Annotated in this window: 24 protein-coding genes; 17 read left to right on the top strand and 7 right to left on the bottom strand. The window is 64.9% G+C overall.

Annotation, left to right across the window (positions count from 1 at the left end; all coding sequences use genetic code 11):
• Positions 1 to 43 precede the first annotated feature (43 nt).
• Entirely contained in the window at positions 44 to 973 is a 930-nt protein-coding gene (locus ABIC76_RS14280) for a DUF2167 domain-containing protein (protein WP_354534370.1), read from the top strand.
• A 3-nt stretch (positions 974 to 976) separates the two neighbouring features.
• The gene (locus ABIC76_RS14275) at positions 977 to 1,696 is read left to right on the top strand and encodes a site-2 protease family protein (RefSeq protein WP_112183829.1); all 720 of its coding nucleotides are present in this window, start codon (positions 977 to 979) and stop codon (positions 1,694 to 1,696) included.
• Positions 1,697 to 1,749: 53 nt separating this feature from the next.
• Here the strand turns inward: ABIC76_RS14275 and sodB are convergent, their stop codons facing one another.
• Complete coding sequence (gene sodB, locus ABIC76_RS14270) at positions 1,750 to 2,328, bottom strand: superoxide dismutase [Fe] (protein ID WP_009241368.1); 579 nt, start codon at positions 2,326 to 2,328, stop codon at positions 1,750 to 1,752.
• Between the two features lie 147 nt (positions 2,329 to 2,475).
• Positions 2,476 to 3,885 carry an exodeoxyribonuclease VII large subunit gene (xseA, locus tag ABIC76_RS14265; RefSeq protein WP_354534367.1) on the bottom strand — a complete coding sequence of 470 codons (1,410 nt, stop codon included), beginning with the start codon at positions 3,883 to 3,885 and terminating at the stop codon, positions 2,476 to 2,478.
• Positions 3,886 to 4,955: 1,070 nt separating this feature from the next.
• Between xseA and ABIC76_RS14260 the strand changes: the two genes are divergently transcribed.
• The 7 genes from ABIC76_RS14260 (at position 4,956) to ABIC76_RS14230 (ending at position 10,121) form a co-directional block, all read left to right on the top strand.
• Positions 4,956 to 5,576, top strand: coding sequence for a MotA/TolQ/ExbB proton channel family protein (locus tag ABIC76_RS14260; RefSeq protein WP_004631809.1), 621 nt, complete (start codon positions 4,956 to 4,958; stop codon positions 5,574 to 5,576).
• 28 nt (positions 5,577 to 5,604) lie between these two features.
• Positions 5,605 to 6,033 (top strand): ExbD/TolR family protein, encoded by a 429-nt coding sequence (locus tag ABIC76_RS14255; RefSeq protein WP_004631807.1) that lies wholly within the window; start codon positions 5,605 to 5,607, stop codon positions 6,031 to 6,033.
• A 27-nt stretch (positions 6,034 to 6,060) separates the two neighbouring features.
• The gene (gene lpxK, locus ABIC76_RS14250) at positions 6,061 to 7,110 is read left to right on the top strand and encodes a tetraacyldisaccharide 4'-kinase (RefSeq protein WP_354534366.1); all 1,050 of its coding nucleotides are present in this window, start codon (positions 6,061 to 6,063) and stop codon (positions 7,108 to 7,110) included.
• A gap of 68 nt (positions 7,111 to 7,178) precedes the next feature.
• Positions 7,179 to 7,367, top strand: coding sequence for a Trm112 family protein (locus ABIC76_RS14245; RefSeq protein ID WP_004631803.1), 189 nt, complete (start codon positions 7,179 to 7,181; stop codon positions 7,365 to 7,367).
• A 16-nt stretch (positions 7,368 to 7,383) separates the two neighbouring features.
• Positions 7,384 to 8,190 (top strand): 3-deoxy-manno-octulosonate cytidylyltransferase, encoded by an 807-nt coding sequence (gene kdsB / locus ABIC76_RS14240; RefSeq protein ID WP_102066700.1) that lies wholly within the window; start codon positions 7,384 to 7,386, stop codon positions 8,188 to 8,190.
• Between the two features lie 345 nt (positions 8,191 to 8,535).
• Entirely contained in the window at positions 8,536 to 9,204 is a 669-nt protein-coding gene (gene adk, locus ABIC76_RS14235) for an adenylate kinase (protein ID WP_027680670.1), read from the top strand.
• A 158-nt stretch (positions 9,205 to 9,362) separates the two neighbouring features.
• The gene (locus ABIC76_RS14230) at positions 9,363 to 10,121 is read left to right on the top strand and encodes a 3-hydroxyacyl-CoA dehydrogenase (RefSeq protein ID WP_332395084.1); all 759 of its coding nucleotides are present in this window, start codon (positions 9,363 to 9,365) and stop codon (positions 10,119 to 10,121) included.
• A gap of 14 nt (positions 10,122 to 10,135) precedes the next feature.
• Here ABIC76_RS14230 and ABIC76_RS14225 read toward each other — a convergent pair whose 3' ends face one another.
• Entirely contained in the window at positions 10,136 to 11,029 is an 894-nt protein-coding gene (locus ABIC76_RS14225; protein WP_102066702.1) for a LysR family transcriptional regulator, read from the bottom strand.
• 119 nt (positions 11,030 to 11,148) lie between these two features.
• Between ABIC76_RS14225 and ABIC76_RS14220 the strand changes: the two genes are divergently transcribed.
• Positions 11,149 to 12,180 (top strand): bile acid:sodium symporter family protein, encoded by a 1,032-nt coding sequence (locus ABIC76_RS14220; protein ID WP_102066703.1) that lies wholly within the window; start codon positions 11,149 to 11,151, stop codon positions 12,178 to 12,180.
• Here the strand turns inward: ABIC76_RS14220 and ABIC76_RS14215 are convergent, their stop codons facing one another.
• From ABIC76_RS14215 to tsaE, 3 genes are read right to left on the bottom strand one after another with little or no spacing between them, the layout of a single operon-like run.
• Positions 12,181 to 12,726, bottom strand: a complete 546-nt coding sequence (locus ABIC76_RS14215; protein ID WP_354534365.1) for a GNAT family N-acetyltransferase — start codon at positions 12,724 to 12,726, stop codon at positions 12,181 to 12,183.
• Positions 12,727 to 12,729: 3 nt separating this feature from the next.
• Positions 12,730 to 14,253, bottom strand: coding sequence for an N-acetylmuramoyl-L-alanine amidase (locus tag ABIC76_RS14210; RefSeq protein WP_343547671.1), 1,524 nt, complete (start codon positions 14,251 to 14,253; stop codon positions 12,730 to 12,732).
• Entirely contained in the window at positions 14,247 to 14,825 is a 579-nt protein-coding gene (gene tsaE / locus ABIC76_RS14205; protein WP_354534716.1) for a tRNA (adenosine(37)-N6)-threonylcarbamoyltransferase complex ATPase subunit type 1 TsaE, read from the bottom strand. Before tsaE ends, ABIC76_RS14210 begins: the two co-directional genes overlap by 7 nt.
• Positions 14,826 to 14,841: 16 nt before the next feature.
• On the opposite strand from tsaE, the gene queG reads away from it, so the two are divergent.
• The 7 genes from queG (at position 14,842) to plsY (ending at position 20,683) form a co-directional block, all read left to right on the top strand.
• Positions 14,842 to 15,993 carry a tRNA epoxyqueuosine(34) reductase QueG gene (gene queG / locus ABIC76_RS14200; RefSeq protein ID WP_354534364.1) on the top strand — a complete coding sequence of 384 codons (1,152 nt, stop codon included), beginning with the start codon at positions 14,842 to 14,844 and terminating at the stop codon, positions 15,991 to 15,993.
• A gap of 262 nt (positions 15,994 to 16,255) precedes the next feature.
• Complete coding sequence (locus ABIC76_RS14195; RefSeq protein WP_354534363.1) at positions 16,256 to 16,906, top strand: chalcone isomerase family protein; 651 nt, start codon at positions 16,256 to 16,258, stop codon at positions 16,904 to 16,906.
• Positions 16,907 to 17,028: 122 nt separating this feature from the next.
• A complete protein-coding gene (locus ABIC76_RS14190; RefSeq protein WP_102066708.1) occupies positions 17,029 to 18,006 on the top strand; it encodes a tripartite tricarboxylate transporter substrate binding protein BugE in 978 nt (325 codons plus the stop codon).
• 62 nt (positions 18,007 to 18,068) lie between these two features.
• Positions 18,069 to 18,545, top strand: a complete 477-nt coding sequence (locus ABIC76_RS14185; protein ID WP_147213388.1) for a methylated-DNA--[protein]-cysteine S-methyltransferase — start codon at positions 18,069 to 18,071, stop codon at positions 18,543 to 18,545.
• Positions 18,542 to 19,477, top strand: coding sequence for a site-specific tyrosine recombinase XerD (xerD, locus tag ABIC76_RS14180; protein WP_102066710.1), 936 nt, complete (start codon positions 18,542 to 18,544; stop codon positions 19,475 to 19,477). Before ABIC76_RS14185 ends, xerD begins: the two co-directional genes overlap by 4 nt.
• A gap of 20 nt (positions 19,478 to 19,497) precedes the next feature.
• Positions 19,498 to 19,989, top strand: a complete 492-nt coding sequence (gene ybaK / locus ABIC76_RS14175) for a Cys-tRNA(Pro) deacylase (protein ID WP_332395078.1) — start codon at positions 19,498 to 19,500, stop codon at positions 19,987 to 19,989.
• 70 nt (positions 19,990 to 20,059) lie between these two features.
• The gene (gene plsY / locus ABIC76_RS14170) at positions 20,060 to 20,683 is read left to right on the top strand and encodes a glycerol-3-phosphate 1-O-acyltransferase PlsY (RefSeq protein WP_045787584.1); all 624 of its coding nucleotides are present in this window, start codon (positions 20,060 to 20,062) and stop codon (positions 20,681 to 20,683) included.
• Here the strand turns inward: plsY and ABIC76_RS14165 are convergent.
• Positions 20,680 to 21,696: a GlxA family transcriptional regulator gene (locus tag ABIC76_RS14165; protein WP_332395077.1), complete on the bottom strand. Its 1,017-nt coding sequence runs from the start codon at positions 21,694 to 21,696 to the stop codon at positions 20,680 to 20,682. The two genes, plsY and ABIC76_RS14165, sit on opposite strands and share 4 nt — an antisense overlap.
• Positions 21,697 to 21,749 lie beyond the last annotated feature (53 nt).

The following is a 21,749-nucleotide window of genomic DNA, read 5'->3' as shown; positions in this document are numbered from 1 at the left end:
AATCGAGCCAATCAACACACAAGAACATCTTCGGGAGAAGTCCATGGGAAAGGGGTTTCAGGGCGCGTTGCGCGCCTGCACGGGCGCGCTCGCCTGCGCAGCGGTGCTGGGCGCAACGAGCTTGGCGGGCGCGACGGCCGCCCACGCGCAACAGGCCAGCGATCGGCAACAGGAAATGAAGCAAGCCTGGGCCGCCGCCAAGGCCGCTGCGAAGGTCGGCCCCACGTCGATCGAACTGCGTGACCAGGCCACGCTCAAGATCGGCAAGGACGAGGTCTTCATTCCGCAGCCGGCCGCGGGACAGCTCATGCACGCCATGGGCAACAGCAACAACCCCGACATGCTCGGCCTGGTCATGCCCACCAGCGACGATGACGAATGGATGGTCGTCGCCAAGTACGAGGCCTCCGGCTACATCAAGGACGACGACGCCCGCGACTGGAACGTCGACGACCTGTACAAATCGCTCAAGGAAGGCACCGCTGCCGCCAACGAAGAGCGTGAGAAGCGCGGCATCCCCGCACTGGAAATCCAGGGCTGGGTCGAGCGTCCGCACTATGACGCCGCCACGCACCGCCTGATCTGGTCGATGGCTGCACGCTCCAAGGGCCAGCCCGCTGATGACCCCGGCGCGGTCAACTACAACACCTACGCACTGGGCCGCGATGGCTACATCAGCCTGAACCTGATCACCGGCCGCAACCACGTCGACGCCGACAAGCCCGCCGTGCAAAAGCTGCTCGCCGATCTCGATTTCAAAGACGGCAAGCGCTACACCGATTTCAACGCGAAGACCGACAAGGTGGCCGAGTACGGCCTGGCCGCGCTGGTCGGTGGCATCGCCGCCAAGAAGCTGGGCCTGTTCGCGGTGATCGCCGCCTTCCTGGCGAAGTTCGCCAAGGTGGCGATCCTGGCGGTGGCAGGCTTTGGCGCCGCCATCGCCAAGTTCTTCAAGCGCAAGCCGAGCGCATAAGCCGTGGCCAAGCTGCTGATCCTGCTGTTTTCAGGGCTGAAGTTCGGCAAGCTGCTGACCACCGGCGGCACGATGCTGCTGTCGGTGGCCGCCTATGCCTTCGTGTTCGGCTGGCGCTATGCGGTGGGTTTCGTGGTGCTGCTGTTCATCCACGAGATGGGCCATTTCATGGCGGCACGCCAGCGCGGGTTGGCCGTGGGCGCGCCGACCTTCATCCCCTTCGTGGGCGCGTGGATCGACCTGAAAGAGCAGCCGATGGATGTAGAAACCGAGGCCCACATCGGCCTGGCCGGCCCCGTCGCCGGCACGGTCGGCGCGATGCTCTGCTACGGGCTTGCACGCTACACCGACAGCCAGTTGCTGCTGGCGTTGGCCTACGCTGGCTGCTTCCTCAACCTGTTCAACCTGATCCCGCTGTCACCGTTTGACGGCGGACGGATTACGGCGGTGCTGTCGCCGCGCATCTGGTTTCTGGGCGTGCCGGTGCTGGTGGCGCTGTTCATCTGGCGGCCGAGCCCGATCCTGATCCTCATTGCGGTGCTGGCCGTACCGCAGTTGATGAAGGCGTGGCGCTACGACCCACATGCGCCGGAAAACCGCGCGTACTACAGCATCTCGAACGAATCTCGCCTGACCTACACCGTCTACTACATCGGCCTGGTCGTGTTCCTTGCGATGATGAGCCACGAGTTGCACGACATGCTCGGCAGCGTGCGCGCATAAAAAAACCTCCGCTGGTGCGGAGGTTTTTTCTGAATCGCCAAAAGCGTTTCGCCTTAGGCGAAGTTCTTGGCAACAAAGTCCCAGTTGACCAGGTTCCAGAACGCCTCGACGTACTTCGGACGGGCGTTGCGGTAGTCGATGTAGTAAGCGTGTTCCCACACATCGCAGGTCAGCAGCGGCTTGGCGTCGGTCGTCAGCGGCGTGGCGGCGTTGGAGGTCGACACCAGATCCAGCGAGCCGTCGGCCTTCTTCACCAGCCAGGCCCAGCCCGAACCGAACGTGCCGATGGCCGTCTTGGTGAACTCTTCCTTGAACTTGTCGAAGCTGCCCCACTTGGCGTTGATGGCGTCAGCCAGCGCGCCGGTCGGAGCACCGCCGCCTTGCGGCTTCAGGCCGTTCCAGTAGAACGTGTGGTTCCAGACCTGTGCGGCGTTGTTGAACACACCGCCCGAGGACTTCTTGACGATGTCTTCCAGGCTCAGGTTCTCGAACTCGGTGCCCTTGATCAGGTTGTTCAGGTTCGTGACGTAGGTCTGGTGGTGCTTGCCGTAGTGGAACTCCAGCGTTTCCTTGGAGATGTGCGGCGCCAGAGCGTCTTGGGCGTACGGCAGCGGGGGGAGCGTGTGTTCCATTGTTCTTGCCTTCTGTGGGTTGTACAGGTTGGGAGCGACGATTGTAGGAGACTTGCAAAACCGGCGCAAACCGCAGGCTAAATAGTCGGAATACCCGCTAAACGCGTGCGGAATCGCGATCACTGGCGCTATAAGGTCATGCGCTGGTCACAGTTCGAGCTTCGGTTGCACGCGGGCGATTTCGATGTCGGCCGTGCCTTGCGCCAGCCGCGCCTCGATGCGCGCCCGGGCATGCAATGCGTTCGGATCGCGGATGGCGTGGCCCTTGGCATCGAGCAGCACCGCATAGCCGCGCTCCAGCGTGCGCTGGGGTGCCAGCAGCTCCAGGCCAGAGTGCTGACGCGCCAGGCGTTCGTGGGCGCGAGACAGCGTGTCTCGCATGACGCGTGCCAGCGTCGCTTCGGCTTGCTGGAGGCGCGTGCGCTCTCGCGTGGCGTCGGGGCGCGCCGCAGACAGGCGCATCGTCAGCAGACGCTGGAGATGTTCCGCGCGCTGCACGCGGCCGGTCAGGGCAAAGCGCAGACGGCCCTCCAGATGGGCGAGTTGGGTGCGGCGTTCGCGCATCTGCGCCTGCGGGCTGCGCAGGCGGCGCGCGAGCCAATCGACGGTCTGCGCGCGGCGATCGAGCTGCCGGCGGAATTGGGCAGACAGCGCATCCCAGTCACGCCCCACATCGCGCAGCATGCGTGCACGGTCCGGGCTGACCAGTTCGGCCGCAGCGGTGGGCGTGGGCGCGCGCACGTCGGCAACAAAGTCGACGATGGTCACATCCGTCTCGTGCCCGACGCCCGCCACGATGGGAATTTGCGATGCGGCCACCGCGCGCGCGACCGGCTCTTCGTTGAAGGCCCAGAGGTCTTCAATGCTGCCGCCGCCCCGGCACAGGATGACCACGTCGACCTCTGCCCGGGCATTGACCCGTTCCAGCATGGCGGCGATGCGCTCCGACGCCCCGGCACCCTGCACCGGCACGGGATACACCACCACCGGCACATGCGGCGCACGCCGGCGCAGCGTGGTCAGCACGTCGCGCAAGGCCGCCGCCTGCAGCGACGTCACCACGCCAATTGCGCGCGGATGCCGTGGCAGTGGCCGCTTGCGGTCGGCATCGAACAGGCCTTGCGCCTCCAGCGCGGCCTTCAGCCGCAGAAAGGCCTCGTATAGATTGCCCAGGCCGGCCCGGCGAATCGCTTCGACGCTCAATTGCAGTTCGCCGCGCGCTTCGTACAGCGTGACCAGCGCGCGCACTTCGACGGCCTCGCCTTCGCGCGGGGAGAAATCGGCGTACTGGTTGCGGCCCTTGAACATCACGCAGCGGATCTGCGCGCCTGCATCCTTGAGCGAAAAATACCAATGGCCGCTGGCCGCGCGCGTGAAGTTGGAAATCTCGCCGCGCACCCAGCCCAGCGGAAAGTTGCGTTCGAGCAGCCCCGCAATGCGTCGATTGACATCGCTGACGGTCAGCACTTCCTGCGAGCCCCGATTCGGTGCAGATGCGGCGGCAGCGGCGGCCGATGTGTCGGGGGCGGATGGGGCTGCGGGCGCGGAGGCATCCATCCAAAAGGGTCGGCGGGAAGACGGCGGCGGGGTCATAAGTGGTGCGAGGAGCGCAAAACGATGAGGCTTCGGGGCGACATCTACCTTGAATAGGGGAGGCAACTCACGCGGAATGGGCTACCTGTCCACAGCATAACGTGCTTGTCAAGCTTGACAGAGGTCAGGTGACGCGCTCTCTGCATTTTGGCGCAACCCATTGATTCTTATGAAAAATCCGCCCATGTCAAAATTTCAGCACCGCAAGTAATTTCGTTCTGCGTCAAGCATTTAGCGCGAGCGCCCCAAGGATGTTCACAAAGTTATCCACAGCATCGCTGGAAAACCGTGGTGTGACGCCTGGGCAGTGGATAAATCGGCCGTCGATTCTCACACGTCCGAGGTGCGTGTCCACAGTTTTTCGCGGGAAACTTCGCTGCTCAATTTTTAAGCGCAACACCGAACACCGTTTTGAATCAGTCACTTAAGGTGCTTGTCCGGGCAATGTCCACAACCCGTCCACAAGACTGTCCCGTGTCGGTGTGGATTTCCTCACGGTTTTTCGAGGCGCACCCTCGTTTTCCACCAGATCAAGGCCAGAACCCTCGGTTGCTTCATTTTTAAGCAGGCCGTCGGACTTCCTTTCGGATCAAGCACTTAGCGTGCTTGTTGAGGCAATGTCCACAACCCATCCACAAGACTGTCCCGCAGCGGTGTGGATTACCCGCCGTTTTGCCGGGCCAGCACACGCTTTTTGATGGATAGACCGCGAAAACGCCCGTTGCACGTTTTTTAAGCAGGAACCCGAACGCCCTTTCACATCAAGCACTTAGTTTGCTTGTTCGGGCAATGTCCACAACCCGTCCACAAGACTGTCCCGCCTGGCTGTGGATTGCGCGGCCAGTCTCTTTCGTGACAGCGCGTTGACCATCGTCTGCGCATGTCGCGATGCTGCGCCATCGTGTTGCCGAGGCAGGTCCGACGCGCTAGAGTGCTGCCTGTTTTTGCCGCAACGGACAGCGTTCGGGGACGCGGACGGCACGAGCACACCATCAGAATCACACTCCTTCCACAACGACAAAACGGGTTGTCCAGTGTTTTCCATCATTCAAGCCGCCGGCTGGCCGATCTGGCCGCTGTTGATCGCCTCGGTGCTCGCACTCGCGCTCATCATCGAACGCTTCGTCGCCCTGCAACGCAAGAAGATCATTCCGCCCAAGGTCTATGACGAGGCGCTGGCCGTCGCGCATCAGCGCCGCGCCACACCGGAAGTGGTGAACACGCTGGAACAGGGCTCGCCGCTGGGCCGCCTGCTGGCTGCTGCGCTGCGCCACGTGGTGCTGCATCCGAACACCTCGCGCGATGCCGCCAAGGAAGTGGTGGAAGAAGCCGGCCAGAACGTTGCCCACCGCCTGGAGCGCTATCTGAACGCGCTCGGCACGATTGCGTCGGTGGCGCCGCTGATGGGCCTGTTCGGCACGGTCGTCGGCATGATCGAGATTTTCGGCAGCCAGACGGCCGCGGGCACGAACCCGCAGGCGCTGGCACACGGTATCTCGGTCGCGCTGTACAACACGGCGCTGGGCCTCGTGGTGGCCATCCCGACGCTGATCTTCTGGCGCTACTTCCGTGGCGTGGTGGACAACTACGTGGTCGAGCTGGAGCACCTCTCCACCACGTACCTCGACGCGATCCTGCCGCCGCGGCGCGGCTGATCCGGGCCACGCCTTACTGGAAACAGCCATGCGCTTCCGCCCGCGCCGTGCCCGCGAAGAGCCGGAGATCAACCTGATCCCGCTGATCGACGTGCTGCTCGTGATCCTCATCTTCCTGATGATCACGACCACGTATTCCCGCTACACCGAACTGAAGGTCAACCTGCCCACCGCAGAGGCTGAGAAAGCCACCGAGCGCCCGGGCCAGATTGTCGTGTCCGTCACCGCCAACGGCGTCTACTCTGTCGACAAGCAGGTGCTCGACACCCGAGATGTCACCAGCCTGGCCGATGCACTGCGCAATGCTGCAGGCAAGGCTGGCGGCCCCGAGCCCATCGTCATCGTCAACGCCGATGCGCAAGCCGCGCACCAGGCGGTGGTCAATGTCATGGAAGCTGCACGTGTGGCGGGTCTTTCGCACCTGACCTTCGCCACGCAAACCGGCAACGCCCGCTAAGAGATCGCTTCTCAACCACCATCACGCATGCCCGTCGCCCAGCACCGTCTCGCCAGCTTCGTCACCCGCCAATGGCAGCAACGCGGCTGGTTTGCGTGGCTGATGTGGCCGCTGTCGTGGCTGTTTGGTGGGATCAGCGCGCTGCGCCGGCTGCTGTTCCGCCTTGGCGTGCTGCGTTCGGTGCGGCTGCCGATGCCGGTGGTGGTGATCGGCAATGTCACCGTGGGCGGCGCCGGCAAGACGCCCGCCGTGATTGCGCTGGCCTCGGCGCTGGCTGAAGCCGGCCTGCGCCCGGGCATCGTCTCGCGCGGCTACGGTGCGCAACTGAAGCATCCGCGCCCTGTGCGAGAACACTCCCGGGCAGAAGACGTCGGCGATGAACCGCTGCTGATCGCCCGCGCCACCGATCTACCGGTGTGGGTCTTTCCCGATCGCGTGCTGTGCGCCCAGACGCTGCTGGCCTCGCACCCGGGCTGCAACGTGATCGTCTGCGACGACGGCCTGCAGCACTACCGCCTGCGCCGCGATATCGAAATCATCGTGTTCGACACGCGCATGGGCGGCAACGGCTTCCTGCTGCCCGCCGGCCCACTGCGCGAACCGATGACGCGCCGCCGTGACGCCACGCTCATCAATGATCCGAACTACCGCGCCACGCCCGACCGCCCGGACGTGTTCGGCATGCACCTCGAGCTGCAGGACGCCTACAACCTGGCCGACCCGGCGCTGCGCCGCCCGCTGGCCCAGTTCGCACGCATCGAGGGCGAGCAATTGCTGGCCGCGGCCGGCATCGGCAACCCCGAGCGCTTCTTCGCCTCGCTGCGCGCCGCCGGCCTCAAGCCGAGCACGCTGCCGCTGCCCGATCACTACGATTTCGCTGACAACCCGTTCACCGACAGCCACGCCGAGGTCATCCTGATCACCGAAAAGGATGCCGTAAAATGCGGCCATCTCGACGATCCGCGCATCTGGGTGGTGCCGACCACACCGGTGGTCGACGCGGCGCTGGTCGAACAGGTCTGCCAGCGCGTGCGCGCCCTGGCCGATCGCGCAACGCTCAAGGCAAGCGCACAATAACGCCACCCTTCCGCTGTACCGGCGCGCCGCCCTCCGTCTTGAGCGGCCGCCACGGAGCCTCTACCGCCATGGACAATCGCCTGCTGGAAATCCTCGTCTGCCCGTTGTGCAAGGGCACGCTGCAACACGACCGCGCCAACAATGAACTGATTTGCCACGTCGACAAGCTGGCCTACCCGATCCGCGACGGCATCCCCGTCATGCTGGCTGACGAAGCGCGCCAGACCGTGGAAGGCACGCCGGTCGATCCGGCCTGATACGAAGGTCGCCGCCATGTCGCACGCGCCGTTCATCGCTGTCATTCCCGCGCGGCTGGCGTCCACGCGGCTGCCCAACAAACCGCTGGCCGACATCGACGGCAAGCCGATGGTGGTGCGCGTGGCTGAACGCGCGCATCAGTCGTCCGCCGCGCGCGTGGTGGTCGCCACCGATGCAGCGTCGGTTGCCGATGCCTGCATGCAGCATCACGTGGAAGCCGTGCTGACGCGCGCCGACCACGCCTCGGGCACCGACCGCCTGGCCGAAGTGGCCACGGTGCTGGGCCTGCCCGACGACGCCATCGTCGTCAACGTGCAAGGCGACGAGCCGCTGATCGCACCGACGCTGATCGACAACGTGGCCGCGCACCTGCGCGATCATCCCGACTGCGCCATCGCCACCGCGGCGCACCCGATCCACGACCCGGCCGACGTGTTCAACCCGAATGTCGTCAAGGTCGTCCTCGACGCTGCCGAACGCGCACTGCTGTTCTCGCGCGCACCGCTGCCCTGGGCGCGCGACACCTGGACGCCCGCCGTCATGGCGCGGTCCGTTGTGGAGCGCCCGTTGCCGGCCATGCCCGTGCTGCGCCATATCGGCATCTACGCGTACCGCGCCGGATTCCTGCGCCGCTTCCCGCAATTGGCCGCCGCCCCCATCGAGCAGACGGAGCAGTTGGAGCAGCTGCGCGCCATGTGGCACGGTGAACGCATTGCCGTGCTGACCACCGAAGACGCCCCCGCCGCCGGCGTCGACACCCCCGAAGACCTCGCACGGGTGCGCGCCGCGTGGGGCGAGCTTCTTGCCCAGGATGGCCCCTGAGGCCGCATTTCTCTGAACTTTGCGTGCGGGGCTGCCAAAACCCCGTCCTCGCCATGGCATAATCGCGAGGACGACAAGCCGCATGACGGCGCCCACGCAGGCGCCACAGCGGCGACAGGGAGACAAATCGAGCCATGGGTGCCGCCGTCCGGCGGACGCCTGATTCCCCAGAGTCCGGTAAGGCTGGCGTCAACTTCGCCCGCTAGGCTGCCTGTTCGCGTCGATTGCGTCGCCATGGCTTTATCCCCAGGCGTATTGGGAATCCGCCCTCTTGGACCGATTCCCAACGCGCTTCACAGAGCCTGACAGCGCGACAGGATTCGAAAACTTGAGGAACTCGTCACCATGCGGTTGATTCTGTTGGGCGCGCCCGGCGCCGGCAAAGGTACGCAAGCCAAATTCATCTGCGAAAAGTTCGGCATTCCGCAGATCTCCACCGGCGACATGCTGCGCGCGGCCGTCAAGGCAGGTACCCCGCTGGGTATCGAAGCAAAGAAGGTGATGGATGCCGGCGGCCTGGTGTCGGATGACATCATCATCGGCCTCGTGAAAGACCGCCTGCAACAACCCGACTGCAAGAACGGCTACCTGTTCGACGGTTTCCCGCGCACCATTCCGCAAGCGGAAGCCATGAAAGACGCCGCTGTGGCGATCGACTACGTGCTGGAAATCGACGTGCCGTTCGACGCCATCATCGAGCGCATGAGCGGCCGCCGCGTGCACGTGGCGTCGGGCCGCACGTACCACGTCAAGTACAACCCGCCCAAGACCGAAGGCGTGGATGACGAAACCGGCGAACCGCTGATCCAGCGCGACGACGACAAGGAAGAGACCGTGCGCAAGCGCCTGGACGTGTATGAAAACCAGACGCGTCCGCTGGTCGACTACTACTCGCAATGGGCCGCCAACGGCAACAGCGCCGCCAAGGTTGCGCCGCCGAAGTACCGCAAGATCAGCGGCGTGGGCAACGTCGATGAAATCACGGCTCGCGTATTCGGCGCGCTGCAGGACTGAGCACACCCCGCAATACCCGCCACGAAAAAAGGCGCCTCGATCATGAGGCGCTTTTTTTTTTGCTCGATCGCCGGCCGCTTCGCGCTAACATATGGCGCTGAACTTGACGCGAACGTAAACGTCAAGTAACTCGCAAACAACACACAAGGAGACACGGCATGGAGATTCGCGATCAGGTATTCATCGTTACCGGCGGCGCGTCGGGACTGGGTGCAGGTACGGCACGGACGCTGGCCGAAGCGGGCGGCAAGGTCGTGATTGCCGACCTGAACGAGGCTGCCGGCAGCGCGCTGGCACAGGAACTGGGCGGCCGCTTCGTGCGCTGTGACGTCACGTCGGAAGCCGACGGCCAGGCGGTGGTGGACGCCGCCACGTCGCTGGGCACGTTGCGCGGGCTGGTGAATTGCGCGGGGATTGCTACGGCGTCGCGCACGGTGGGCAAGACGGGGCCGCACCCGCTGGACCAATTTGCACGCGTGATCAACATCAACCTGATCGGCACATTCAACATGATCCGCCTGGCCGCGACGGCCATGGCGGGCAACACACCCAATGCCGGCGGCGAGCGTGGCGTGATCATCAACACGGCATCGGTGGCCGCCTTTGACGGGCAGATTGGCCAGGCAGCCTATGCAGCGTCCAAGGGTGGCGTGGTGGCGATGACGCTGGCGATTGCGCGTGACCTGTCGCGCGACGGCATCCGGGTGATGACGATTGCACCGGGCATTTTCGAGACGCCGATGCTGCTTGGCATGCCGGCGGAAGTGCAGGACGCGCTGGGCAAGATGGTGCCGTTTCCGCCGCGCCTCGGTAAGCCGGCGGAATATGCGCAGCTCGCGCGTGCGATCGTCGAGAACCCGATGCTCAATGGCGAGACCATCCGCCTGGATGGCGCCATCCGCATGCAGCCGAAATAAGCGCGGTCAGGTCGTCAGGCGGCTGGCAGCGCCATTCGGCGGATCATCTGCCACGCTGCCTCGGCCGCCGGCGAAAGCGACCGGTCGTGCCGCCGCGCCAGCACAATGGCGCGCGTCTCCTTGGGCGACAGCGGCACCGCCACCAATGGCGACGAGGACGGCAGCGGCAACGACAGCGACGGCACCACACCCGCACCGATGCCCGCTTCCACCATCCCGAAGACCGCGCTGCTGTGGCCCATCTCCTGCGTAACGTCAGGATGAACACCGTGGCGCAGGAAGATGCGGTCGATCAGCGGGCGACTGCCCGAGGCATGATCGAGCAGGACGACCGCTGTGCGATGCAGATCTTTCCACCGCACGCTGCTGCGCTGCGCGAACGGGTGATCCTTGCGGCAGACCAGGCAAAACGGATCGATCAGCAGCGGCTCGGTCCAGAGGCCTTCGGTATCGAGCGGCTCCACCACCACACCGAAATCGGCGCCGCCCGTGCGGATCAACTGCAGCGTGTCGACCTGCACGGAGTCGCGCACGATCATGCGGATGTCCGGATAGCGCACCGCGCACTCGGCCACATACACCGGCATCAGCCGTGTCGACACGGTCGGGCTGGACGCCACCACCACGCGCCCGCGCCGTTGCTCGCCGACTTGGCGCGCCTGTTGCAACGTGTCGTCCAGATCGGCCACAAGGCGATCCAGCGCCGTCGCCAGCGAGCGCCCCACTTCCGTCAGCACGACTTCACGGGTGGTGCGATCGAGCAACTTCAGGCCCAGTTCGCCTTCCAGCTCCGAGATCGAACGGCTCACGGCCGGCTGCGTCAGGCCGATGGTGTCGCCCGCCCGGCTGAAGCTGTGCGCGCGTGCCACCGCGAGAAAGACGCGCAACTGGCGCAAGGTCACATTCATGCTGACGACGTATGAATTGATTCGATCAATGCATTTGTATTCTAGATAGGGATGTTGTGCAATAGCGGCTATCCCGCCATCCAATCCGCGCCGTTACGTAATGGTGACCGCGCACGCACATGAAGATCCCGCTGTTGTCTCCGCTGTTGTCCCAGATCGATGGGTTCATTCGCGCCATGCTCGTGATGGTCGCACTGGCCCTCTTCTTCCCGGCGCTTGGCGCGAGCGACGGCCCGCTGCGGCTCGACATCGTCACCATCGTCGGCGTGTCGCTGGTGTTCTTCCTGCACGGCGCGGCGCTCTCGCGCGAGAAGATCGTCGAAGGCGCGCGCAACTGGCGTCTGCATCTGTTCGTGCAGAGCTGCACGTTCATCCTCTTTCCGCTGATCGGCGCGGCCATTCTGTTTGTCTGCAAGCCGTTCATTCCAGCTGAACTGCTGCTCGGCGTGTTCTATCTGTGCGCGCTGCCGTCCACGGTGTCCTCGTCGGTGGCGATGACGGCCATGGCCAAGGGCAATGTGCCGGCCGCCATCTTCAACGCGACCATCTCGGGGCTGATCGGCATGATCGCCACGCCGCTGCTGATGAGCTTCGTGATCCACGCGTCGGGCGCGGACCTGTCGGTCGGTAAGGCGCTGCTGGGCGTGGCCGAGCAACTGCTGCTGCCGTTCGTGCTGGGTCAGTTGCTCCGCCCGGTCATCGGTGGGTTCATCAACAAGCACAAGGCGATCATCAACAAAGTTGACCGCGCGGTGATCCTGCTGATCGTGTTCAACTCGTTTGCCGACTCGACGCACGCGGGTGTGTGGTCGAAGTATCCGTGGGAGACCATCGTGGCCGTGGCCGTGATGAGCGGCGCGCTGCTGTTCGTCGTGCTCGGTGCGACGACATGGCTGTCGCGGCGCGCCGGTTTCAGCCTGGCCGACGAAATCACCGCTGTGTTCTGCGGCTCGAAGAAAAGCCTGGCGAACGGCGTGCCGATGGCGAAGATCCTGTTTGCCGGCAACCCGGCGCTGGGGCTGATCGTGCTGCCGCTGATGATTTATCACCAGCTGCAGCTGATCGTGTGCTCGACGCTGGCGCGCCGATATGCGGATCGCGTTGCCCACGCCGAGGCCAGCGCAGCCGCCCCGGCGAGCCGCGCGGCTTAATCAAGGCAAGCGCGTCAGGCCCGCGAATTTCGCTTCCGGCCAGTGGTAGGTGCGCACCCAAGCGTGGCCGCCATCGGCCGTCTCCAGCCAGTCCCGGCTGACCGACACACCGCCCAGGGCTTCGTAGAAGCCGATCGCGGCGGTGTTCGCCTCGTACACCAGCAGATGCAACTGCGTGATGCCCTGAGCGGCAGCCCAACGCGCTGCTTCGCTCATCAGGCGCTTGCCGACACCATGGCCGCGTGAGGCTGGCAGCAGATGCAGGTTGTCGACGAACGCCCCCCAGGGCGTGCCGTTTTCACGCAGGGCGCACAGAAAACCGATGGTCTGGCCGTCCAGATCGGCGCACCACACCTGCTGTCCGGCCACGGGTGCAGCCATGCGCTCACGCCATTTCGCCTGGATGTCGGTCGCTGCGCGGCTATCGAGATACGCGTCGGACAAAACGCCCAGCCCGCGGTACGCGCTTTGCCAGCTGCGCGTATGGATGTCGGCGATGGTGCCCGCGTCGGACGCACCGCCTTCGCGCAATACGAGCGTTGCCATGCCTCAGACGCCCGGGTTGCGCGACAGCGGCGGGTTCTTGGCGAAGTACGCCCGAATGCCGCGCAGGATGGCGTCGGCAAGCTGGTTCTGGTGACCCAGGTCGTTGAGCTTGGCCTCTTCCTCCGGGTTGGAGATGAAGGCCGTCTCGACCAGGATCGACGGAATGTCCGGCGCCTTGAGCACCGCAAAGCCCGCCTGCTCGACCTGCCCCTTGTGCAGCCGATTGATGCCGCCAATCTGGTCCAGCACCGCCTTGCCGACCTTCATGCTGTCGGTGATCTGCGCGGTGGTCGACAGGTCGAGCAGCACACGCGTGACCTGCGCGTCTTTCGAGCCGAGATTCGCCCCGCCGATCATGTCGGCCGCGTTTTCCTTGTTGGCGAGCCACTTGGCCTGCGCGCTCGAAGCGCCGCGATCGGACAGCACGAACACCGAGGCCCCGCGTGCTTCCGGCGAAAGAAACGCATCGGCATGGATCGAGACAAACAGATCCGCCTGCACGCGGCGCGCCTTCTGCACGCGCACGCCCAGCGGGACGAAGTAGTCGGAATCGCGCGTCATCATGGCGCGCATGTTGGGCTGAGCGTCGATCTTGGCCTTGAGCATGCGGGCGATCGACAGCACCACGTCTTTCTCGTGCGTGCCAGCACCGCCCGTGGCGCCCGGATCTTCTCCGCCATGGCCGGGGTCGATCGCGACGGTAAGCAGGCGGCGCATGCGCGGCCCGTTTGAGGGCGTGCGCGGCACAGGCTGCTCAGGAACGATCTCCAGCGGCGGCGTGTTCGGCGCGTTGGCGAGCGTCGACGGCGGATTCGTCGACGTCGAAGGCGGCGTCTTGCGAGGCGGTGTGCGGCTGGCAAGTGCCGGAGCTTGCGGCTCTTCGATCGCGGGCTTGGTGGGGCTTGCGCCACTGTCGCGGCGTGCCAGCGCGGCGATCGGGTCATCGTCATCCGACGGCGTCGGCATCGGCGTGCCGCCTGACGCGGCAAAGCGCTCCTGCTTGCCCTCGGTGGCCTGCACCAGCTGCATCAGCGGGTCGGGCGGGTTGGTCGGGTACAGGTCAAACACAAGCCGGTTGCGATAGCCGGCAATCGGCAGCAACGTGAACACCTGCGGGTTGACGCTTTCCTTCAGGTCGAACACCAGGCGCACGACGCTCGGCCGGTTCTGGCCCACGCGCACCTGGCGGATGTACGGATCGTTCGGCGCGATCTTGGCCACCAATTCGCGCAAGGTCGGGTTCAGGTCGAGCCCGTCGATGTCGACCATCAGGCGATCCGGATCCTTGATGAGCTGATGCGTGGCCTTGAGCGCGACGTCGGATTCGATCGTCACGCGCGTGTAGTCCTCGGCGGGCCACACGCGCACGGCGACGATGTTGGCGCCGCGTGCGATCTGCGGGCCCACCAGGCTCAGGATGACCGTGCCTGCGCCGGCCTTCGCCATGCGCGTGAGCCATTGGCGGCGGGCCTGGCTCGGCAGGTTGGGATCATCCGGTTGGTCGGTCGGCAGATGCTTGATCAGCATGGGAACAGGTGTTGCAACGACTGTAGAAGTTGAAGGCCGGTCTGCGTGCGTGCGCCCAGACGGGCTGCGCGCGGTGCATGCTCAACGCCGTCATCGTAGGTTTCGTGCACAACGTCGACCGATAAAGCAATGTGCAGGTCAGGCGTACCGAGCAGCGCCTGCGCCTTCTCAGGCCATTCGACCAGGCACAGCGCAGGTTCGGCAAAGCAGTCACGGAACCCGGCATCGGTCCACTCTTCGGGATCGGCAAAGCGGTACAGGTCGAAGTGATAGACCTTCTGCGCGCCAGTGGTTCCGGCCACGTCGTACGGCTCGACCAGCGTATAGGTGGGGCTGCGCACGCGTCCGGTGTGCCCGAGGCCGCGCAGGATGGCCCGCGACAGCGTCGTCTTGCCCGCGCCCAGATCGCCGGAAAGCTGCACCTGCACGGGCCGCGGACCCAATGCCAGCACGGCCTGCGCGAGTCCGGCGCCAAAGGCCGACGTGGCCGCTTCATCGGTGAGCGAAAGTGTGCGCTCGGCGAGCGGAGGGGTCAGACCAGAAGGCGCGTCAGCAGGGAGCACGGTGGGCATTGCGTACAATTTGGGCATGTCCGCCACCCCCACGTCATCACCCGGAACGAACCTCGATGCACGCCTGCCAGCCGATGCGGCCGGCATGCAAACGCTTGTCGCGCAGATTCGCTCCTGGGGTGCCGAACTCGGTTTCGATGCGGTCCGCATCGCCGATGTCGACCTGTCGCATGCTGAAGAAGGGCTCCAGACATGGCTTGCGCAGGGGTTTCACGGTGACATGGATTATATGGCGAACCATGGCATGCTCCGCGCACGCCCGGCCGAACTTGTTGCCGGAACGGTACGCGCCATCGTCGCGCGGATGCCGTATCTGCCACATCTGGCCGATCCGCAAACGCCCGGCAGCGACTGGCGCACCATCGAGTGGGACCGCCTGCGCCGCCCTGAAGACGCCACCATCTCGCTCTACGCGCGCGGCCGCGACTATCACAAGGTACTGCGCCAGCGCCTGCAGAAGCTGGCAGAGAAGATTGCCGGCGCTGTCGGGCCGTACGGCTTTCGCGTATTCACCGATTCGGCGCCGGTCCTGGAAGTCGCACTGGCTACCAACGGCGGCCTCGGCTGGCGCGGCAAACACACGCTGCTGCTCGACCGCGATGCGGGCTCGATGTTCTTTCTCGGAGAGATCCTCGTCGACCTGCCCTTTCCCGTCGACCCGCCCGTGGAGCCCCACTGCGGCAACTGCACGCGCTGCATCGACGTGTGCCCCACGCAGGCCATCGTCGCGCCATACACGGTGGACGCCCGACGCTGCATCTCTTACCTGACGATCGAACACAAGGGCAGCATCCCGGTCGAACTGCGCCCAGCGATGGGCAACCGCGTCTACGGCTGTGACGACTGTCAGCTCGTCTGCCCATGGAACAAATTTGCCGTGCCGGCCAACCTGCCCGACTTCGACGTGCGCAACGGATTGGACGCGGCCACGTTGGCTGACCTGTTCAACTGGACCGACAACAAGTTCAACCAGCGCCTCGAAGGCAGCCCGATCCGCCGCATCGGGCACGAGCGTTGGCTGCGCAACATTGCGGTGGCGATCGGCAACGCGCTGCGCGGGCCGCTGCCAGATGCCACGCGCACGCAACTGACCGCCGCCCTGCGTGCACGCGCTGATGACGCGTCGGAACTCGTGCGCGAACACGTCGCATGGGCGCTCGCCCAATGACGTGAGCACTCCCTGTGGTGCAACGTACCAGCGCATCAACACTGTGACGCGCGCTTAATCTGTTTTTTTCACGCAGCCTGCAGCTTGTTTTAAAAACAAAACAATGCGCGTCTAGCACAAACCCATGAATGCCGCTTAATGCTGCCGCCAGCAGGGCCTTATACCGCCTAGTACGCAAACGCTTGCGCATCAGGGCAGACACTAATTGTTTGTAAATAAAATATCGGGAAAATGGCGGCTTAATCCTAAACCGTCCACTTCGATGTTTTCCGCTCTTGTTGATCTCCGTCGCGCATTGCAGGCTGGTATCCGTGCCCGCTCCTCCCGGATGGCACGCGCGTGGCGCGGTGGCGTCCTGGGCGCGATGTTCTGCGCTGCGTGTATGAGCACGGCATGGGCAGCGGTGAACGTCGAGGGTGTGCCCTTCGACGACGCCGCACGTGTGGCCGGCCGCGAACTGCTGCTCAACGGCACGGGCCTGCGTTCGGTGTTCGTCATCAAGGGCTATGTGGCGGGCCTGTACCTGCCGGAGCGCGCCAAGAACGCGGCAGTCGTCCTCGGCATGAAGGGGCCGAAGCGGCTGCAGATCCATCCGCTGCGCGACGTCGGTGCCGACACGTTCATCCACGCGCTGAACGACGGCATCCACCGCAACCAGACCGAAATTCAAGTGCAGAAGCTGGCCGACCGCCTGACCCAGCTGGAAGACGCAATGCGCCAGATCGGCTCCACCAAGCGCGGCGACACCATCAACTTCGACTACGCCCCCGATGCCGGCACCACCATCAGCATCAACGGCGTGGCACGCACCAAGGCCATCCCCGGCGAAGACTTCTACCAGGCCGTGCTCAGCATCTTCATCGGCAACAGCCCGGTCGACCGCGATCTGAAAAACGGGCTGCTCGGAAGCTGACAAGCTGACGATTGGCTTTTCAGGGTTTCCCCGGTTGCCGTGTGGCTGGCGTTTGCCGTTGTGCTATTCAGCAGTTTCCCCACAAGAACGCAGAACGCACACCAAGCTACAAGGAGGAGACGATGACCAAGGGACGACTGATCGCCAGCCTGATCGGCGCCGCAGGAATGGCGTTGTGCGGGCCCGCGCTGGCCGACACCTACCCCGCCAAGCCGCTCAAGCTGATCATTCCGTTTCCGCCCGGCGGCACCACAGACATCGTGGGGCGCGGCGTGGCCGACCAGCTTTCCAAGGTGCTGGGCCAGGCCGTGGTGGTGGAAAACAAGGGCGGCGGCGGTGGATCGATCGGCGCAGACGCCATCGCCAAGGCGGCGCCGGACGGCTACACGATCGGCATCGCCACCGTCTCCACGCATGCCGTCAACCCGGCGTGCAACCCGAAGCTTTCGTACGACCCGCTCAAGGATTTCAAGCCGATCACCAACCTGGCCACGGTGGCCAACGTGATTGCAGTCAACCCGACCTTTCCGGCCAAGAACTACAAGGAATTTGTTGCGGTGCTGACGGCCAATCCTGGCAAATATTCGTTTGCGACATCCGGCACCTGCGGCATCGGGCACATGCTCGGCGAAGAGTTCAAGGTGCTGACCAAGACGCAGATGGTCCATGTGCCGTATCGCGGCGCGGGGCCTGCGCTGAACGACGTGCTGGCCAACCAGGTGCCGATCATGGTCGACAACCTGCCGTCGTCCATTCAGTTCATCAAGGGCGGCAAGCTGCGGCCGATCGTGGTGGCGTGGAACAAACGCATCGATAGCCTGCCCGATGTGCCGACCTTTGCCGAAGTCGGCCTGAAGGATGCGAATGACCCGGCGTGGTATGGCCTGGTCGCGCCGGCGGGCACGTCCGACGACATCATCCGCAAGCTCAACGAAGCCGCCGTGAAGGCGCTGAAAGACCCGGGCCTGGTGGACCGGTTCCGTGGTGCCGGCGCTGAGCCTGTGGGCAATACGCCGCAGCAATACGCGGCCGAGATCAAACGCGAATTCGACAAGATGCGCACCCTGGTCAAGCAGCAGAACATCAAGCTGGATCAGTAACCCTGCCTCACGTGGGGCCTGTGCTAGATTCGCAGGATTGTTTTCCAGCGCCGGCCCCTGTCATGCCATCCCCTTTCGACGCCGTTCTCGAAGCGCCCTTCGGCAAGCTGGGCGTGCGCGTGGCCGACGGCGCGCTTCGTGAACTCGTCTATCTGCCGGAAGGCACGCCCCGCGTCGATTCATCCGACGCGTTGATCGCAAGACTCGCCCGGCAGCTCGACGCGTACTACAGCGACCCTCGCGCGACATTCGACATCCCGCTCGCACGCGCCGGCACGGATTTCCAGCACCGCGTATGGCAGGCCATCAGCGCCATCCCATGCGGCAGCGTCATCACCTACGGCACCATCGCGCAACAGGTCGGCAGCGTGCCACGCGCGGTGGGGCAGGCCTGCGGCGACAACTGGTTCCCGATTCTCATCCCGTGCCACCGGGTGGTGAGTGCATCCGGCATCGGCGGGTTTTCGCATCACACGGATGGCTATCTGTTGAACATCAAGCACTGGCTGCTGCGCCACGAAGGCGTGATGCTGATATGAGAAAGGCCGCACGGAAAGACGCCGAAGCACCGTCTCTGCCGCCGCAAAGCGCAGACGCGATCCAGCGTTTTTGCGACGCCCTGTGGCTCGAGGACGGCCTCGCCCGCAATACGCTCGATGCGTACCGGCGCGACCTGACCCTCTACGCGCAGTGGCTCGCCGAGCGCAGCAAATCCATCGCCGAAACCGAAGACGGTGACCTGGCCGACTACTTCGCCGCACGCCACGCCGAGAGCCGCGCATCGTCCGCCAACCGGCGCCGTACGGTGTTCAAGCGTTTCTTTCAATGGGCGTTGCGCGAGCATGTGGTGAGCACCGATCCGTCGCGCCTGCTGCCGACCGCCAAGCAGCCGCCGCGCTTTCCGAAGACGCTGTCCGAAACGCAAGTCGAGGCGCTCATCAACGCGCCCGATGTCGACACGCCGCTCGGCCTGCGCGACCGCGCGATGATCGAACTGATGTATGCGAGCGGGCTGCGCGTGTCGGAAATCGTCGCGCTGAAAACGGTGGAAGTCGGCCTGAATGAAGGCGTGGTGCGCGTGGTCGGCGGCAAGGGCGGCAAGGACCGCCTCGTGCCGTTCGGCGCGGAAGCGGGCGACTGGCTGCGGCGTTATCTGCGCGATGGCCGCACGGCGCTGCTCGGCGAGCGCACCGCTGACGCGCTCTTCGTCACCGCGCGCGGCGAAGGCATGACGCGCCAGGCGTTCTGGTATCTCATCAAGCGCTATGCGCTGCTGGCCGACATTCACGCGCCGCTGTCGCCGCACACGTTGCGGCACGCGTTTGCCACGCACCTGCTCAACCACGGCGCAGACTTGCGCGTCGTGCAGATGCTGCTCGGCCACGCAGATATTTCCACCACGCAGATCTACACCCACGTCGCGCGCGAGCGGCTGCGTACGCTGCATGCGCAGCACCATCCGCGCGGATAGCGATCGTTCCCCTGCCCCGTATGAGCAAGTCCAAGCACGTTTCCGAGACGCCCGCCACGCAGTTCCTCAAGGCGCACGGCGTCGCTTTTACCGAACACACCTACGACTATGTCGACAAGGGCGGCACGACCGAGTCGTCGCGCCAGCTTGGCGTCGATGAACATCACGTCGTCAAGACGCTGGTGATGGAAGACGAGCATGCCAAGCCGCTGATCGTGCTGATGCACGGGGATTGCTCCGTCTCCACCAAGAACCTCGCGCGCCAGACCGGCCGCAAGACCGTGCAGCCATGCAAGCCCGAGGTGGCGCAACGGCACAGCGGCTACCTGGTCGGCGGCACGTCGCCGTTTGGCGTGCGCAAGGCGATGCCGGTGTATGTGGAGGCAAGCGTGCTGGAGCTGGAGCGCATCTACATCAATGGCGGGCGGCGCGGCTTTCTCGTCAGCCTCGCGCCCAGCGTGCTGACCACCGTGCTGAATGCGCAGCCCGTCAACTGTGCAAACCCCGATTGAAACGAACGCGGCGGCTGGGGCACCCTACGCGGCGCGCTACAATCCCGCAGCCTGATTTCACCGATTTCCTATGTCCCCAGTCGTCGCAACCGTCATTTTTGCCGTGGCCGCCTACCTGATCGGCTCGATCTCGTTTGCCGTGGTGGTGAGCCGTGCAATGGGCCTGGCAGACCCGCGCACCTACGGCTCGGGCAACCCCGGCGCCACCAATGTGCTGCGCTCGGGCAACAAGAAGGCGGCCATCCTGACGTTGCTCGGCGATGCAGCCAAGGGCTGGCTCGCGGTGTGGCTGGCGCAATGGCTGGCCGCGCGCTTTGGCGTGGACGAAACCGGCATCGCCCTGGTGGTGATCGCTGTGTTCCTGGGCCACCTGTTTCCGGTATTCCACCGCTTTGAGGGCGGTAAGGGCGTGGCCACGGCGGCAGGCATTCTGCTCGCGCTGAACGTGTGGCTCGGGCTGGCCACGCTGGCCACGTGGCTCATCATCGCCGTGTTCTTCCGGTATTCGTCGTTGGCGGCGCTGGTGTCGGCGGTGTTCGCGCCGTTCTTCTACGTGCTGATGAACGGCTTCGACTGGATTGCCGGGGCGGTTGCGCTGATGGCGGTGCTGCTCATCGCGCGCCACCGCGCCAATATCGCCAAGCTGCTCGCCGGCAAGGAAAGCCGCATCGGCGAGAAGAAAAAAGCGGCCTAATTCCGCAGCTCGGCGCGCACCGAATGCGCGCGTCGATGTTCTCCCGGCGGCCGCCCCGTGTGCCGCCGGATCAATCGCCGGAAGGCGGACATGTCCTGATAGCCGCACTGTTCGGCAATCGCCGTCAGGCTCAGCGTGCTGACTTCGAGCAGGTGACAGGCGCGCTCCACGCGCAACCGGTGCAGCAATTGCAACGGCGACATCCCCACTGTTTTCGCGAAATGCCGCAGCAGCGTCCGCTCGCTGGTTGACGCCGCGGCCGCGAGTGCTTCCAGATCAAACGGTTCGTGCAGATGCTGCTGCAGGTAGCGCCGCGCGCGCAGCACAACGCTGTCGCGGATGGCCGGTTTGCTGCGCAGCCAGATGCCGATGGCCTCGCCGCGCGAGGGGTGATCGAGCGCCGTATTGCCCAGCGTGCGCGCAAGCCGTGCATCCGCCAATCGCGCGACCAACCGGTGCGTGAGCGCCACGCCATGCTCCATCGCCCGTGCGGTGATGACGTTGCCACTGGTGACAATCGCCTGTGCCGGCACCACCTTCAGGCTAGGGAAATTGCCCTGTACCCACCCTGCAATCAGCCACGTGACGGTCAGGCGCTGTCCGGGCGGCAGCACGTCGGCCAGCATCGCCACACCCGTGAACGGCGACGCCACGAGCCGCCCTGCATGCAAATAACGGCGGATCGTGGCGCGCTCCGCGTCCAGCAGGGCCAGACGCTGCTCCAGCGTGCCGATGTGATCGAAATGCAGCGGCGGGACGATCAACGCGTCGCCCAGCTGCGTGTCGTCTTGCGGCAGTGCGTCGCAACGGCAAGCGAGCGTTTCTGCAGCCGCCTGCCAACGCGCCGGGTCCCGCGCGATGAGCCGCCAGCCGAACACCGGCGCCTTGGCGACATTGGCCCGCTTGCCGGCCTGCATGGAAGCCAGCGCATTGGCCACGCCGAGCGTGTCGGAAGCCGTGGCCAGCATAGAGAAACCGGCGTCAGGAAAGGTCAGCAAGTCGATTTTCGGCATGCCGCAGTATAGGTCCGGGCGGCAATACGCGTGGCGATATTGCCCCGAATTCT

This window comes from Ralstonia sp. 1138 (genome assembly GCF_040544795.1).
GTDB lineage: Bacteria > Pseudomonadota > Gammaproteobacteria > Burkholderiales > Burkholderiaceae > Ralstonia > Ralstonia flatus.
Note: the sequence above shows the minus strand (reverse complement) of the source record. Positions and strands in the feature narration are given on the sequence as shown.

Coding starts and splice junctions, on each gene's coding strand:
- ABIC76_RS14280 (WP_354534370.1), top strand. CDS start 44: ATGGGAAAGGGGTTTCAGGGCGCGTTGCGCGCCTGCACGGGCGCGCTC.
- sodB (WP_009241368.1), bottom strand. CDS start 2,328: ATGGAACACACGCTCCCCCCGCTGCCGTACGCCCAAGACGCTCTGGCG.
- xseA (WP_354534367.1), bottom strand. CDS start 3,885: ATGGATGCCTCCGCGCCCGCAGCCCCATCCGCCCCCGACACATCGGCC.
- ABIC76_RS14255 (WP_004631807.1), top strand. CDS start 5,605: ATGCGCTTCCGCCCGCGCCGTGCCCGCGAAGAGCCGGAGATCAACCTG.
- lpxK (WP_354534366.1), top strand. CDS start 6,061: ATGCCCGTCGCCCAGCACCGTCTCGCCAGCTTCGTCACCCGCCAATGG.
- ABIC76_RS14245 (WP_004631803.1), top strand. CDS start 7,179: ATGGACAATCGCCTGCTGGAAATCCTCGTCTGCCCGTTGTGCAAGGGC.
- kdsB (WP_102066700.1), top strand. CDS start 7,384: ATGTCGCACGCGCCGTTCATCGCTGTCATTCCCGCGCGGCTGGCGTCC.
- adk (WP_027680670.1), top strand. CDS start 8,536: ATGCGGTTGATTCTGTTGGGCGCGCCCGGCGCCGGCAAAGGTACGCAA.
- ABIC76_RS14230 (WP_332395084.1), top strand. CDS start 9,363: ATGGAGATTCGCGATCAGGTATTCATCGTTACCGGCGGCGCGTCGGGA.
- ABIC76_RS14225 (WP_102066702.1), bottom strand. CDS start 11,029: ATGAATGTGACCTTGCGCCAGTTGCGCGTCTTTCTCGCGGTGGCACGC.
- ABIC76_RS14220 (WP_102066703.1), top strand. CDS start 11,149: ATGAAGATCCCGCTGTTGTCTCCGCTGTTGTCCCAGATCGATGGGTTC.
- ABIC76_RS14215 (WP_354534365.1), bottom strand. CDS start 12,726: ATGGCAACGCTCGTATTGCGCGAAGGCGGTGCGTCCGACGCGGGCACC.
- ABIC76_RS14210 (WP_343547671.1), bottom strand. CDS start 14,253: ATGCTGATCAAGCATCTGCCGACCGACCAACCGGATGATCCCAACCTG.
- tsaE (WP_354534716.1), bottom strand. CDS start 14,825: ATGCCCACCGTGCTCCCTGCTGACGCGCCTTCTGGTCTGACCCCTCCG.
- queG (WP_354534364.1), top strand. CDS start 14,842: ATGTCCGCCACCCCCACGTCATCACCCGGAACGAACCTCGATGCACGC.
- ABIC76_RS14195 (WP_354534363.1), top strand. CDS start 16,256: ATGTTTTCCGCTCTTGTTGATCTCCGTCGCGCATTGCAGGCTGGTATC.
- ABIC76_RS14190 (WP_102066708.1), top strand. CDS start 17,029: ATGACCAAGGGACGACTGATCGCCAGCCTGATCGGCGCCGCAGGAATG.
- ABIC76_RS14185 (WP_147213388.1), top strand. CDS start 18,069: ATGCCATCCCCTTTCGACGCCGTTCTCGAAGCGCCCTTCGGCAAGCTG.
- xerD (WP_102066710.1), top strand. CDS start 18,542: ATGAGAAAGGCCGCACGGAAAGACGCCGAAGCACCGTCTCTGCCGCCG.
- ybaK (WP_332395078.1), top strand. CDS start 19,498: ATGAGCAAGTCCAAGCACGTTTCCGAGACGCCCGCCACGCAGTTCCTC.
- plsY (WP_045787584.1), top strand. CDS start 20,060: ATGTCCCCAGTCGTCGCAACCGTCATTTTTGCCGTGGCCGCCTACCTG.
- ABIC76_RS14165 (WP_332395077.1), bottom strand. CDS start 21,696: ATGCCGAAAATCGACTTGCTGACCTTTCCTGACGCCGGTTTCTCTATG.